Genomic DNA, 12,501 nt, shown 5'->3' with positions numbered 1-12,501 from the left:
CCCTCACCCAACAAATATCTCCATGGCTACCAACCGTACCTTCACCATGATCAAGCCCGATGCCGTCAAAAACGGGCACATCGGAGCGATCCTCGAACAGATCAACGCCGCCGGCTTTCGCATCGTGGCCATGAAGTACACCCGCCTCAGCGCCGCCAAGGCCGGGGAATTCTACGCCGTACACGAGGGACGCCCCTTCTACGACGAGCTCGTCACCTTCATGAGCAGCGGACCCATTGTCGCGGCCATCCTGGAGAAAGACAACGCCGTGGCTGACTTCCGCAAGCTGATCGGTGCTACCAACCCCGCCGAGGCCGAGGCCGGAACCATCCGCGCCAAGTACGCCAGCAGCATCGGCGAGAACGCCGTACACGGCAGCGACAGCGACGAGAACGCCGCCATCGAAGGCAGCTTCCACTTCGCGGGCACCGAGGTCTTCGCCTAGTCGGCCGACCATGTTCCCGGACTTCTCCTCCCTGCGCGTCCTGGTGGTCGGTGACGTGATGATCGACCGCTACCTGTACGGCTCGGTCGACCGTATCAGCCCCGAGGCGCCGGTACCCGTCGTGCGGTACCGCAGCCAGGAGGATCGCCCGGGCGGAGCAGCGAACGTGGCCCTCAACGTTGCCGCGCTGGGGGCCGACTGCGCGGTCGCGGGTGCGGTGGGAAGCGACGAAGGAGCCGGCGTACTGTCGCGGCTTTTGGGCGACCGGGGCGTCGATACCCGCCTGCTCCGGCCCGATGCCGAGCGGCAGACCACGGTCAAGACCCGTGTCATCTCCCAAAACCAGCAGTTGCTGCGGGTTGATCGCGAGAGCACCGCAGACCTGCGCCCCGCCGCCGGAAAGGACCTGGCCGCCCGTATTGCGGAGCAACTCGATGCCGGGGCCTACGACCTGGTTATCCTGCAGGATTACAACAAGGGTGTCCTGACCCCGGAGGTCGTCGGGGATGTCCTCGCCGCGGCCCACCGTAATGATATCCTGACCGCCGTCGACCCCAAGGAACGGGGCTTCTGGTCGTACCGGCAAGTCAGCCTGTTCAAGCCCAACCTGCGGGAGATCCAGGCGCAGTGCGACTTCACGGTACGCCCCGTACTTGAGGACCTTGACCGTGCCGCGGACCTGATCTTTTCGCAGCTCGAATGCCGGCGGGTGATGATCACCCTCTCCGAGCACGGCGTGTATACCCACGACGGCCGCTCGTCGGCCATTCATCCTACGCCCGCCCGCAAGATCGCGGACGTGAGCGGTGCCGGAGATACGGTGATCAGCGTAGCTGCCTGTGCCCTGGTTGCCGGCGCCACGCTGACGGAGTCGGCCCGCCTGGCCAACCTGGCCGGTGCCCAGGTGATCGCGCTGCCCGGCGTGGTCAGCGTAAACGTGGAAGAATTGCGGGCATCCTGGGCCGCCGGAGCCTGAACACGTTTTAGCGCACGGAGTTATACCGGCAATTACGCATTGCATACCCCTCTCCTATATGTATCTATTTGAAATCTTTGGCCTCGAACTCGACTTTCAGCCCCTGTTTGAAGAACTAAAGAGCTGGTGGGCGGCCCTCCTGCGGAACCTGCCCAACATCCTGCTCGCCATTATCGTCATCTTCATCGGAGCGATCGTTACGCGCTTTGCCAAGAAGTACTTCAACAAGCTGAGCTACCGGATGGTGCCGGACTCCACCGTAGCCGGACTGATCAGTTCCTTCCTCACGGTCGTGCTCGTCATGGCCTTTCTGTTCCTGACCCTCTCCGTACTCCAGCTGACGGGGGTAGTGACCAGTCTGCTTGCCGGTGCCGGCGTCGTTGGTCTGGCCATCGGCCTGGCCTTCCAGGACCCAATACTGAACCTCTTCAGCGGGATCATGCTCTCCGTCAAGTCCATCTTCCGGGAGGGAGACCTGGTCGAAATTTCGGGTTTCCTCGGTAAGGTCACCGCCGTGAACCTGCGGTATACCCACCTGCATACCCTGCAGGGGCAGGACGTGATCATCCCTAACAAGACGGTGGTCCAGGAACCCATCAAGAACTACAGCAAGCTCCAGATGCGCCGCGTCGATCTGTCGTGTGGGGTGAGTTACGGCGACGACCTGAGCAAGGTACGTGATCTCACCATTCAGGCCATAAAGGACAACGTAGCCTACGATACGAGCAAGGACGTGCAGCTGTTCTTCAACGAATTTGGCAACAGCTCGATCAACTACACCCTGCGCTTCTGGCTCGACCAGAGTGGTACGGGGCAGGCGGACTACCTGTCCGCCCAAAGCGAGGCGATCATGGCCATCAAGCGGGTCTACGACGACAACGACATCATGATTCCGTTCCCCATCCGTACGCTGGACTTCGGCATCAAGGGCGGCGAGAAACTGTCCGCCATGCTGGCCGACCGCGCCAGCGGCCGGCTGGAAAGCGGCGAGAACGCGAACGAACATGCGGGGTAACCTGCTGTTTTAGTTATGGGAGTGTTAATACAAACCACTACACCCGCCACTACGCTCCCTGGCATAACTAAACTGTTTCTTATTATGAAAATTCGCATTTTATCCCTCGCTCTTCTGTTGACCTTCAGCGGTCTGTTTTATAGCTGTGCTGAGAACAGCCCCGCCGACAACGCAGCTGATGAGATTGGCAACGAAACCGAGAACGCCCTCTCCAATGTTGGCTCCGAAGTGCGCGAAGAAAGCAACGAACTCGACCGCGAATTCCGCGACGCCCGCTCCAACATCGATGCCCGCATGACGGAACTCGAACGTGACATGGAAGGCGCAAGCGACGAAGCCCGCGCCGAAATGCAGCAGGAATGGGACGAACTGGAAGGCTACCGCAACGACATCGACGAGCGCATGGACCGCGTTGGTGACAACTGGGAAGCCGGATGGCGTGACTTCAAAGGTGACGTGAACCAGGGCTGGAGCGACTTCCGCCGGGAGTCCGACGACCTGCTGAACAATATCGAGCGTTCGTTTGATCCCGAAGGCGATCTGGACTAGTCCGGTACGCCCGTTCGTAAGCAACAACACCGGCCCGGTGGAGTCAGGTTATACCGCTCCACCGGGCTTTTTTATAGCACCAACCAAAGCAATAGCATGATCCGCAAAGGAAGCAACGTCAAATGGAAATGGGGGAACGGCACGGCCACCGGCAAGGTGGAAGAGACTTACTCCGAAGAAGTGACCAAGACCATCAAAGGAGAAAAGATTACCCGCAAGGGCGAATCCGGCAACAAAGCCCTGCTCATTCAGCAGGACGACGGGGACAAGGTCCTGAAACTGGAGTCGGAAGTAGAAAAAGCCTAATACTTATGGATAACAATTCTGATATGAAAACCCCCTACGAGATTCGTCCGGAGGGTACCGATGCGACCCTCAACGAGATCGCGATGCTGCACCGGCAATCGGCCGGCTACTACCGGGACATCTCTTCCGGGGTAAAGGAAGAAGACGAAGTCGCCAGCGGGTACTTCAACTCCCTGGCCGAATACCACACCGAGCTGATGCAGCAGGTGAACGAGATTCTCTCCGACATGGCCGGCGGCGTCCACACGCCCTCGCGCAGCAGCGAAACCCACCTCAAGAAGAAGGAGAAGGACCTGAATCAGGCCCTGCAGACGCAGAACATCGTCAGCCTGGCCGAACTGTCGCACGAAAACGAGCAGGAGATCAGCGTAGCCTACGAAAAAGCCCTGGGCAACGACAAACTAATCGACTTCGCCCGTGACCTCCTCGAGAAGCAGCACGAAAAGGTATTGGTGTGGGTGAACCGCGCCGACCGGTACAAGACTGTGCCCCAGGAATTCAACGAGCACTACGACACCGAAGAGAAAGGCTAGTGCCCGGGCACCCCTTCAATAGCGTATTTCCTTTACCTTAGCACCTCACAAACATTGACCTTTCCATGGCTCAGACCAGCCCCGCCACGCAGGAGAACCCACCGCACCTTGATAAGCCCGCCGCGTTCAACTTCGACGTTGACAAGGAAGGCCGCAAGTACGGCCTGATCCTGGGCGCCGCCGTCAGCGCATACCTGCTGATCGTCAACCAGATATACGGAGATCTGCCGATGAGTATTCGGTTCGCGAAGCATCTGCTTATCATTCCCGTCGTTTGGTACGCTACCAAGCAGTACGCCGAAGCCATCTACCGCGGTGGTGAAATTTTCAAGGCCGAGATCGGCCTGTTGTTCCGTATCGGCATGTGGGCCACCGGCCTCATCGCGGTGCTTAACATCATGCTCTCCGCCATTTCGCCCACCCTCGGCTTCGAGCAATTTTTGAACGATAATACCTCCTTCGGCGATGCTATGATGAATAGCTTCTTCGTTGCTATGGAGACGCTGGTGTTTGTGATCATCATCGGTTTCGTCTTTATGCAGTACTACAAGCGCGGCAGCGCACCCGAAGATTAATGGCAAAACCTACCAAAAAGATCCGCCCGCCCTCCTCATCGTCCCAGGTGAGTTTTGAGCGGCTGGCTCACTTTCTGATCTGTCTGTGTATTGTGCTCTACGCGCTCTACGCAGGCAGTTCTTTTTTTATACCCATCACCTACGGGCTCTTCTTTTCCCTGATGCTGAAACCGGTCTGCCACCGGTTCGAATGCAACCTGCCCAGTCGCATCCTGTCCGTCATTCTGACGCTCTTTTCCGCCGGCTTCCTGGTGCTGGGGGTGCTCGTCTTCTTTATCAACCAGGTTCGGGAGATCCTGACCGAAGCGGACGATATCTTTTCCGGTCTTCAGGAGACCATATTCGAATGGGCCGAATACGGCGGTGGCCGCTTCGGGCTATCGGGCTCCGACGTGGAAGAATACATCGACCAGGCCATCACCAGCGTCAGCGACCAGCCCTTCGGGATCCTGTCCTCGGGACTCTCGACCAGCGGTGTCCTCTTGGCTAATTTCGGACTGGTGATGATCTACACCTTCTTTTTCCTGCTTTACCGTACGCCCATCAAGAACTTCCTCCTCGGACAGTTGCAGCGCGACGACCAGACCGAGGGCCTGCAGACCCTCACCGAGGTGCAGCAGGTGGCGAAAAGCTACCTGGGCGGAATGGGGCTCGTTATGCTCATTCTGGGTGTCCTGAACAGCCTGGGGCTGTTCGCCATCGGTATAGATTACTACCTGGTGTGGGGGTTCCTCGCCGCGATCCTCGCGGTGATCCCGTACATCGGGACCGTCATCGGGGGGCTGCTGCCATTCGTCTTCGCCATCGCCACCACCGAAACCTTCTGGCAGCCCGTTGCGGTCGTCCTCCTTTACATCACCGTCCAGTTCATCGAGGGCAACTTCATTACGCCCAAAGTGCTCGGTAACAGCGTAAAGATCAACGCGCTCGCCGCGATCATGGTCGTGCTGCTGGGCAGCGTGTTCTGGGGCATCGCTGGGGTCATCCTGGCTATTCCCCTGCTTGCAATGGTGCGTATCGTGCTGACCCATATCGAGCCGCTGCGTCCCGTAGCCTTGCTCCTGAGCGACGATCTGTACGAGGAATCGGGCAAATTTCTGGACGACTTCAATGAGCCACGCTACCGGCTGTCGAATATCTTTTCCGGCAAGAGCAGCCTGAGCCTGCTAACCCGCCGCCGCACCACCTCCAAGCCATCGAAGCGCAAAAGCCACTCCGATACCCAGGTAGTTGCCGATCCCGAAACCTAGCAAACTGACGGCGATGCCCGCCGCGAGCAGGTGGCGGTTGCGGAGAGCGCCGGCTACCTGTACGACGAAGACGGGGCCGTAAAAGGCCGCGACCGAACTCAGGATCACGGTATCCCGGTCGATGCGGAACAGCCGTGCCAGCACCAGGTGAAGCAGGGTAGTACCGGTAAGTGCCAGGGCGGAAAAGTACAGCAGTTCGATTCCGTGGGAGGCCAACTCCCGAAAGTCTGCGAGCAGCCCCAGGGCCACGCAGAAAATCAGCACGAAATACTCCCCCAGCGGATAGGTGTTCCCCAGCGGAGGAACGATTGGCGTAAGCGTAAGTAACAAACTGATGGTCGTCAGTAGCAGGATGACCACCGTCGGATCGAGCCACCGGCCCGTGAACAGCCAGCAGAGCAGGACACTTCCCCCGAGAACCGCCAGCGATGCCAGCAACTGCACCGTACGCCGGCCCGCGCCCGAGCGTTCCGGCACGTCCGCCGCACCCGTGTCCGCGCCCGGGGGGAAGGGCGTGGGAGGGAAGATCCGGGCGTACAGCGCCGGCAGGAACGTAACGAGCCCCAGCAAGTAAGTCCCGCCCAGCAGCACGTCGGCCGCCTGAATGAGGACGAGGTAGTCGGCGGGGGCTTCCAGCGCGACCCCGATAGCCTGCACGTTAGGCGTACCGCCGGTGTAGAGTCCCGTAAGCATGGCGGCGACCTGCCACCCATCGGGAAGTGCATCGGCGAAGTAAAGGGCGGTGCCGCAGGTGCAGAGAATCCCCGCGATGCAGCAAAGCCCGAAGGAAAGCAGCATGCTGCCGGCGTGCCGGAAACTGTCGCGCAGGCGTACGGCAAACAGCAGCAGGGGTAGCCCGACGAGCATGCTCCCGCCGGCAACGCTCTCCATCAACTCGCCATCTACCGGCCAGAGCCGCAGGTTGCTTACCAGAATCCCAATCCCGTAGCAAGTGATGATACTGCTGCTCCATGCGGGCAGCCAGCGCCGCCGGTCGGCCGTCACGGCAAGCAGGGGGAAGCCGCAGGCCAGCAGCAGACTGAGCCAGTCGCCGAGGGCCACCGCTAGTAGCGGAGGTTCTCGATACGGGCCGTGCCCTCCGTGGGCACCGTAACCACCAGGATGTTTCCGTAGTCGGAATCGTCGAAGGCGTTCTGTGTGTCCTGGCCGGCCAGTTGATTGGCCAAGGCGGGGGTCGTATTGCTGTGGCCTACCACCAGGATCGTTTCCCCGGCGTGGTCGCGGAGCAGGTTATCGGCCAGTTCTCCCAGTCGATCGGGCGAGTAGGTGAACGTTTCAAGGCCTTGGGCGGTCGCGGTCGGGTCGGCCGTCTGGTGGGTGCGTTTGGTGTCGGTGGTGTACACGGCAGCCAGGTCGGTCCCGGAGAGCCGCTGGGCCAGGCGCGCGGCGCGGGCACTGCCTTCGGAAGTAAGGTCCGGATCCTCACCGTCGCCCTTTTCCGCGTGGCGGACCAGGTAGATGGTCGTTACCCCTTCGCGGGCGGGGGTGTTTAGGGTGTTCCCTTCCGCGGAATTACAGGCGGAAGAGAACAGGGTCAGTAGTAACAGGAGGGGGAGGGCACGCAGCATGATCAGATTCCTTCTTTCATTTTCTCGGAGTTCTCGGCTACCTGCAGTCCTTCGACGATGGGCTCGAGGTTGCCGCCCATCACCTTATCCAGGCTGTGGAGGGTGAGGTTGATGCGGTGGTCCGTCACCCGGTTCTGGGGGTAGTTGTAGGTACGGATCTTTTCGCTGCGGTCGCCGCTGCCGACCAGCGACTTGCGGGCGCTGGCCAGTTCGTTGGCCGCGGCCGTATCCTGGGCATCCTTGATGCGGCGGTACAGCTGGGCCATGGCGATCTCCTTGTTCTTGTGCTGGCTGCGGCCGTCCTGGCTCTCGCTCACGATTCCCGTGGGGAGGTGGGTGATGCGGATGGCCGATTCGGTTTTATTGACGTGCTGACCACCGGCGCCGGAGGCGCGGAAAGTATCGATCTTGAGGTCGGCCTTGTTGATGTTGATGTCCGACTCCTCCACCTTGGCCAGCACGGCGACGGTGGCGGCGGAAGTATGCACGCGTCCCTGGCTTTCCGTTTTGGGTACCCGCTGCACGCGGTGTACGCCGGACTCAAACTTGAGGCTGCTGTAAACGTCGTCGCCGTGAACTTCAAAGACGACCTTGGAATAGCCGCCGGCCGTCCCCTCGTTCTCGTCGATCACCTCGACCTTCCAGCCCATGGTATCGACGTAGCGCTTGTACATGTCGAAGAGGTCACCGGCAAAGAGCGCGGCCTCGTCGCCGCCCGTACCGCTGCGGATCTCCATGATGATGTCGCGCTCGTCCTCCGGATCCTTGGGGATCAGCATGATCTTCACGCGCTCGTCCAGTTCTTCCTTGCGCTCGCGCAGTTCTTCGTACTCGAGCTGGGCCATCTCCCGCATCTCGGGGTCGGGGTCCTTGCGCATCGCCTCGGCACTGGCGAGGTTGTCGCTCAGGTCCTTGTACGTCAGGTAGGTATCGGCCAGCGGTCGCAGCTTGCCGTACTCCTTATTGACGCGGGTGAAACGCTCCTGGTCAGAGATAATTTCGGGGTCGGATAGCTGGACCTCGAGATCCTTAAAGCGGTGATAAATAGCTTCGAGCTGGTCGATCATAGGGCGCGCCGTTAACTGGGGCGGGCCAAGATACGGCAGCGGGCCTAGAGGAACTGCAGTTCGTCGCCGTCCATGCGCACGCGCACGGCGGGGCGGCTGCCGAGGGTGTCTTTTTGCCGGCGGGTAACGGTATGGTCGGCCCGGTAGAGAACGTCGGAATTAATCTGTCCGAAGCGCGTCGGCAGCATCTTCTGTCCGTGGCCCATCGCGAAGCAGGCAGCCAGCGGGCCCTCCAGGTCCTCGGTGAGTTGTACGCAGAAGCTGTCCATGGCCAGGCGAATATTCACCTCGTCACGTGCATCGACCAGGCCGAGCGGGACGCGCCGGCTGGCGGGAAGACTCACGGTGAGCGCCCGGCCGTGGTAGAGGAGCAAGGTATCGAGCTTGGGGTGAAGGTCGGGGAACCACGCCATGAGGGTAGCGCGGTCGGGGAAGATGAGTTCCGGGCGGTTGATCCGCGTGGGCGGGCAGGTTTGCAGCATGGCGTCCACGGCGGAATGCTGGGTGGCGTCGGCCGTCAGTTGCCAGAGGTTGGCCGTGGGAAGCAGCAGCAGGCCACCGGCCCGGAGCGCGGCCAGCGCGGCGGTGCCGCGCATTGGCCTGGTATGGGATAGGGTAGGGGTAGAAGTTGTCCGCAGATTCATTTAAACTTGGTGAATCCTTTGCTCCAAAAGAAGCGAAAGGCGTGAATTATCGATGAGCGATGACCTGTTTCTGGGACCAATCTTGCCGCAACCATAAGGCTGAGGCAAGTAATAACACGTGGCGACGTTTGCCCGACATGCGCCGCGGCGATGGCGGAGAAACGTTCCGATAAGGAAACTGTATTTTGTCCCTAAGATTGTATGCCAGTTAAATAAATGCCCTTGCCACACCTTCACCCGCTCTGCCGCTTCTTCGCCTGTTTGCTGGCGCTGTGCCTGCTTCCGGCCGGCTTGCGGGCAGACCATATCGTGGGGGGGGAGTTCCGCTACGAATGCCTGGGGTACCGCAATAACGACCCCTCCACGGGCGTGCTTCGCTACCGGATCACCATCAACATGTACCGCGACTGCATCGGGGAAGGTGCCCTCTTTGACGGCAACGACCCGCGGCAAACCCCCAACGAGCCCAGCGCGGAGGGCCACATCAGTATATACGTCGGCGACCGGTACTACAATCCTACGCGCATCATATCCCTGTCGAACTTCTCTCCCGTACCCATCAACCTCGGTAATCCCTGCCTGGTGGTCAACGAGCCCATCTGCCAGGAGATCGGCATCTACACCTTCATCGAGGAACTGCCCGTTTCCGACGAGACGTACACTTTCGTATACCAGCGTTGCTGCCGCAACGAGTCCATCCGTAACCTGATCAACCCGCGGCAGATCGGCGCGACGTACTTTATCCAGCTTACCCCCGAGGCGCAGGGACGCTGCAACAGCAGCCCGGAATTCAACATTGACCCCCCGATCGCCATCTGCATCAACGAGCAATTTCGTATCGACCTCGGGGCTACGGACGCGGAGGGCGACAGCCTGGTCTACAAGTTCTGCGACCCCAAACTCGGCGGCGGCACCGACCCGGGAACCGGCGAACGGCAGCAGACGGCTTCCTACTTCGACGACATCGTTCCGTTGCAGGAAAGCCCCTATCCGTATACCTCCGTGCCCTGGGTGCGCCCCACCTATTCCGTAGACGATCAGCTGGGTATCGGCAGTACCCTGGCGATCGACCCCCTGACCGGGGAGTTGTCCGGCGTACCTATCTATCCGGGAACCCACGTGCTCGGCGTCTGCGTGGAAGAGTGGACGCGCGGCCCCAACCCCGTTTTTCTCAGCGAAACGAAACGTGAATTCCAGCTCAACGTGAGCCGCTGCGGTAACACCGTGGAAGCCGACCTGCTGGAGACCGAGCTGGACGAGCAGGGCCGTTTTTTCATCCGGCAGTGCGGCCCCGGCCCCAATACCATCTTCAACGAGAGTACCCGCATCAGCTCGATCACCAGCTACGACTGGGAGCTCATCGGACCCGGCGGAGAACTTCTCACCGGCAACTCCCGCGACTTCAATACCAACATCAACGAAATCGGGGTATACGAGGGCGTGATGCTGCTGAACCGGGAATCCTTCGCCAACAACTGCAAGGACACGGCCGTCTTCTTGCTGGGGGTTTTCCCCGATCTGGACGCCGAATTCGAAACTACGAAGGTGGTCTGCGACCCCGAACCGATCGTATTTTCCAACCTGTCAACCACCGACGGGGGACAACGCATCGATTCCTACGACTGGGATTTCGGCGACGTCACCCCCCGCAACGGACAGCGAAACCCGACCCATCAGTACCTGATCCCAGGCACCTTCGACGCACGTCTTACGATCACCGACGAGAACGGCTGCGTGAACGAGGCCGTCCGGGAGGTGGAATACTACCCGGCGCCGCGCACCATCATTCTGGAGCCCACCGACGCCTTCGGCTGCCAGCCGTTCGAGAACACCTTCGTTAACCTGTCCAACCCGATCGACGATACCTACGAGTTCGAGTGGCGGTTCGGCGACGGCGGCAGCTCCGCGGATCGTGACCCTACTCACGTTTACGAGAATACCGGCCTGTACGACGTATACCTGTCGATCACCTCCCCGCTCGGATGCTTCGTCGACAGCACCTTCCGGCGGCTCGTCGACGTCCGCGACGCTCCGGTCGCCAACTTCGAATTCTTTCCGGAGGAGCCCTCCAACCTCTTTCCGGACGTCGATATCCTCGACCGCAGTATCGGCTCACAGTCCCAGCGGTACGTCATTTCCGACAATACCGGAGAGGGCATCTTCAGCGCGCCCGGCCCCGACTTTACTTACCGCCTGCGGGATACCACCCTGCTCTCCGTCACCCAATACGTGACCCACGCCAGCGGGTGCCAGGATACCATCACGAAGGATATCCGCCTCTACCTGAAGAATACCTTTAACGCCCCCAATGCCTTCACTCCCAACGGGGACGGCCTCAATGACGACTGGCGACCCAAGGGCGTCTGGGCGGGCGCGACGGACTACGTTCTCCGGATCTGGAACCGGTGGGGGGAACGGATTTTCGAAACCACCGATTTCACTGCCGGCTGGGACGGCACCTACCAGGGAAGCAACAGTCCGGCGGGGGGATACCTCTGGGACGTAACCTTCACCAATGCCGAAGGCGAGCCCGAGGCCTTCAAGGGGGGGCTAGTCCTGATCCGGTGACCACCCCCACCGTTCCAGCAGCAGGCTGTCCGGCAAGCGTACCATCGCATCATAGGAAAAACCGCTCTTCTGCAGAACGCGGCGGCTAGGACCGTTGGTTTGCTCGATGTGCGCGATGAGGCTAATTTCATCCGCCTCGGCCTTCCGGCGGAAAATTTTCAGGGCGGCCGTCATGATTCCCCGGCCGCGGTAGTCCCGCGCGGTCTGGTACCCGACCTCAACCTCTTCCTCGTCCGGTAGCCACCCCTTGCCACCGACGTTGCCGACAATCTTGCCGTGTTCTTCCACCAGGACAAGGAAGGGCACCCCATAGCGGTAACTCAGGGGATCGTCGCCCGCCCCCAGCAGGTACTGCTTGATCAGCACGCGTTCGGGCAGTGCACCTTCCTCCGCCGGGTAGCCCCGGTAGCGCTGGTGGCGGATGACGTCCGCCCACTCGCGGTGTAGCGGCTGGAGTAGTCGGACGGTCACTGGTCGAGGGGTTGCAGAATGGTATTTGCCAGCAGCCATTGTCCGTCGCGGAAGGTCCAGCGGTTGGTAAAGCGCTCGCGGTAACTGCCCGGGGTATCGTTGGCTCGCCAGTGAAAGGTGCGGATGCCCTGGACGATGTACTGTTCCCGATACACCGTGAAGCGGCTGCTGTCTATCTCGATGTGGAGCCCCGGGAAGACGAGTCGCAGTTGCCCGAGCTCACCGACGAACTGCTCGCGACTCCGGCTAGCCTCGCGTCCACGGTAGTCGACGACATAATCCGCCGCCAGCAAACGCTCGAGGACGGCGGCGTCCAGGTTTTCGTAGGCGCCGTTGAAGATGCGTTCGCGCTCGCTCACCCGGTCCTGAGCGTCCCCCGGAGGTGGCGTATCTTCGGCGGTGCCGCAGGTGCAAAGGCAAAATCCCGCGAGCATGACAAACAGGTATCTCATGATCGTAGTAACGCGGCACACCCCAAAAGGTAAACGGACGCCCGGTAGCCCGGGGAGCAGG

Annotated in this window: 15 protein-coding genes; 9 read left to right on the top strand and 6 right to left on the bottom strand. The window is 60.7% G+C overall.

Annotated features, from left to right (window positions below; all coding sequences use genetic code 11):
- The first annotated feature begins 22 nt into the window (after positions 1–22).
- The 8 genes from DQG19_RS02010 (at position 23) to DQG19_RS01975 (ending at position 5,649) form a co-directional block, all read left to right on the top strand.
- Positions 23–445 (top strand): nucleoside-diphosphate kinase, encoded by a 423-nt coding sequence (locus tag DQG19_RS02010; RefSeq protein WP_116124547.1) that lies wholly within the window; start codon positions 23–25, stop codon positions 443–445.
- Between the two features lie 10 nt (positions 446–455).
- On the top strand, positions 456–1,421 hold the full coding sequence (locus tag DQG19_RS02005) for a bifunctional heptose 7-phosphate kinase/heptose 1-phosphate adenyltransferase (RefSeq protein ID WP_116124546.1): 966 nt from the start codon (positions 456–458) through the stop codon (positions 1,419–1,421).
- 58 nt (positions 1,422–1,479) lie between these two features.
- Positions 1,480–2,436 carry a mechanosensitive ion channel family protein gene (locus DQG19_RS02000; protein ID WP_116124545.1) on the top strand — a complete coding sequence of 319 codons (957 nt, stop codon included), beginning with the start codon at positions 1,480–1,482 and terminating at the stop codon, positions 2,434–2,436.
- An 84-nt stretch (positions 2,437–2,520) separates the two neighbouring features.
- A complete protein-coding gene (locus DQG19_RS01995; protein ID WP_157974277.1) occupies positions 2,521–2,985 on the top strand; it encodes a hypothetical protein in 465 nt (154 codons plus the stop codon).
- Positions 2,986–3,081: 96 nt separating this feature from the next.
- Complete coding sequence (locus DQG19_RS01990; protein ID WP_116124543.1) at positions 3,082–3,291, top strand: DUF2945 domain-containing protein; 210 nt, start codon at positions 3,082–3,084, stop codon at positions 3,289–3,291.
- Between the two features lie 23 nt (positions 3,292–3,314).
- Positions 3,315–3,824 carry a hypothetical protein gene (locus tag DQG19_RS01985; RefSeq protein WP_116124542.1) on the top strand — a complete coding sequence of 170 codons (510 nt, stop codon included), beginning with the start codon at positions 3,315–3,317 and terminating at the stop codon, positions 3,822–3,824.
- 65 nt (positions 3,825–3,889) lie between these two features.
- Positions 3,890–4,399 carry a hypothetical protein gene (locus DQG19_RS01980; protein WP_116124541.1) on the top strand — a complete coding sequence of 170 codons (510 nt, stop codon included), beginning with the start codon at positions 3,890–3,892 and terminating at the stop codon, positions 4,397–4,399.
- Positions 4,399–5,649: an AI-2E family transporter gene (locus tag DQG19_RS01975; protein ID WP_116124540.1), complete on the top strand. Its 1,251-nt coding sequence runs from the start codon at positions 4,399–4,401 to the stop codon at positions 5,647–5,649. Before DQG19_RS01980 ends, DQG19_RS01975 begins: the two co-directional genes overlap by 1 nt.
- On the opposite strand, the gene DQG19_RS01970 is transcribed toward DQG19_RS01975, so the two are convergent.
- From DQG19_RS01970 to DQG19_RS01955, 4 genes are read right to left on the bottom strand one after another with little or no spacing between them, the layout of a single operon-like run.
- A complete protein-coding gene (locus DQG19_RS01970) occupies positions 5,566–6,711 on the bottom strand; it encodes a DUF819 family protein (protein ID WP_116124539.1) in 1,146 nt (381 codons plus the stop codon). The two genes, DQG19_RS01975 and DQG19_RS01970, sit on opposite strands and share 84 nt — an antisense overlap.
- 2 nt (positions 6,712–6,713) lie before the next feature.
- Entirely contained in the window at positions 6,714–7,238 is a 525-nt protein-coding gene (locus tag DQG19_RS01965; protein ID WP_116124538.1) for a phosphoglycerate mutase family protein, read from the bottom strand.
- A 2-nt stretch (positions 7,239–7,240) separates the two neighbouring features.
- Positions 7,241–8,305 carry a peptide chain release factor 1 gene (prfA, locus tag DQG19_RS01960; protein WP_116124537.1) on the bottom strand — a complete coding sequence of 355 codons (1,065 nt, stop codon included), beginning with the start codon at positions 8,303–8,305 and terminating at the stop codon, positions 7,241–7,243.
- 44 nt (positions 8,306–8,349) lie between these two features.
- Positions 8,350–8,901: a Sua5/YciO/YrdC/YwlC family protein gene (locus DQG19_RS01955; protein ID WP_157974276.1), complete on the bottom strand. Its 552-nt coding sequence runs from the start codon at positions 8,899–8,901 to the stop codon at positions 8,350–8,352.
- A gap of 270 nt (positions 8,902–9,171) precedes the next feature.
- Here DQG19_RS01955 and DQG19_RS01950 point away from each other — a divergent pair, with 270 nt between their 5' ends.
- A complete protein-coding gene (locus DQG19_RS01950) occupies positions 9,172–11,517 on the top strand; it encodes a PKD domain-containing protein (RefSeq protein WP_198661628.1) in 2,346 nt (781 codons plus the stop codon).
- On the opposite strand, the gene DQG19_RS01945 is transcribed toward DQG19_RS01950, so the two are convergent.
- Together DQG19_RS01945 and DQG19_RS01940 are read right to left on the bottom strand one after the other, a co-directional pair.
- On the bottom strand, positions 11,500–11,988 hold the full coding sequence (locus DQG19_RS01945) for a GNAT family N-acetyltransferase (protein ID WP_157974275.1): 489 nt from the start codon (positions 11,986–11,988) through the stop codon (positions 11,500–11,502). The genes DQG19_RS01950 and DQG19_RS01945 overlap by 18 nt on opposite strands.
- Positions 11,985–12,440, bottom strand: coding sequence for a nuclear transport factor 2 family protein (locus tag DQG19_RS01940; RefSeq protein WP_157974274.1), 456 nt, complete (start codon positions 12,438–12,440; stop codon positions 11,985–11,987). Before DQG19_RS01940 ends, DQG19_RS01945 begins: the two co-directional genes overlap by 4 nt.
- Positions 12,441–12,501 lie beyond the last annotated feature (61 nt).

It is taken from the genome of Lewinella sp. IMCC34183, from assembly GCF_003390915.1.
In the GTDB taxonomy this organism is placed as follows: Bacteria; Bacteroidota; Bacteroidia; order Chitinophagales; family Saprospiraceae; genus Neolewinella.
Note: the sequence above shows the minus strand (reverse complement) of the source record. Positions and strands in the feature narration are given on the sequence as shown.

Excerpts from the sequence above, each read along its gene's own strand:
- DQG19_RS02010 (WP_116124547.1), top strand. The coding sequence starts at position 23 with ATGGCTACCAACCGTACCTTCACCATGATCAAGCCCGATGCCGTCAAA.
- DQG19_RS02005 (WP_116124546.1), top strand. The coding sequence starts at position 456 with ATGTTCCCGGACTTCTCCTCCCTGCGCGTCCTGGTGGTCGGTGACGTG.
- DQG19_RS02000 (WP_116124545.1), top strand. The coding sequence starts at position 1,480 with ATGTATCTATTTGAAATCTTTGGCCTCGAACTCGACTTTCAGCCCCTG.
- DQG19_RS01995 (WP_157974277.1), top strand. The coding sequence starts at position 2,521 with ATGAAAATTCGCATTTTATCCCTCGCTCTTCTGTTGACCTTCAGCGGT.
- DQG19_RS01990 (WP_116124543.1), top strand. The coding sequence starts at position 3,082 with ATGATCCGCAAAGGAAGCAACGTCAAATGGAAATGGGGGAACGGCACG.
- DQG19_RS01985 (WP_116124542.1), top strand. The coding sequence starts at position 3,315 with ATGAAAACCCCCTACGAGATTCGTCCGGAGGGTACCGATGCGACCCTC.
- DQG19_RS01980 (WP_116124541.1), top strand. The coding sequence starts at position 3,890 with ATGGCTCAGACCAGCCCCGCCACGCAGGAGAACCCACCGCACCTTGAT.
- DQG19_RS01975 (WP_116124540.1), top strand. The coding sequence starts at position 4,399 with ATGGCAAAACCTACCAAAAAGATCCGCCCGCCCTCCTCATCGTCCCAG.
- DQG19_RS01965 (WP_116124538.1), bottom strand. The coding sequence starts at position 7,238 with ATGCTGCGTGCCCTCCCCCTCCTGTTACTACTGACCCTGTTCTCTTCC.
- prfA (WP_116124537.1), bottom strand. The coding sequence starts at position 8,305 with ATGATCGACCAGCTCGAAGCTATTTATCACCGCTTTAAGGATCTCGAG.
- DQG19_RS01955 (WP_157974276.1), bottom strand. The coding sequence starts at position 8,901 with ATGCGCGGCACCGCCGCGCTGGCCGCGCTCCGGGCCGGTGGCCTGCTG.
- DQG19_RS01940 (WP_157974274.1), bottom strand. The coding sequence starts at position 12,440 with ATGAGATACCTGTTTGTCATGCTCGCGGGATTTTGCCTTTGCACCTGC.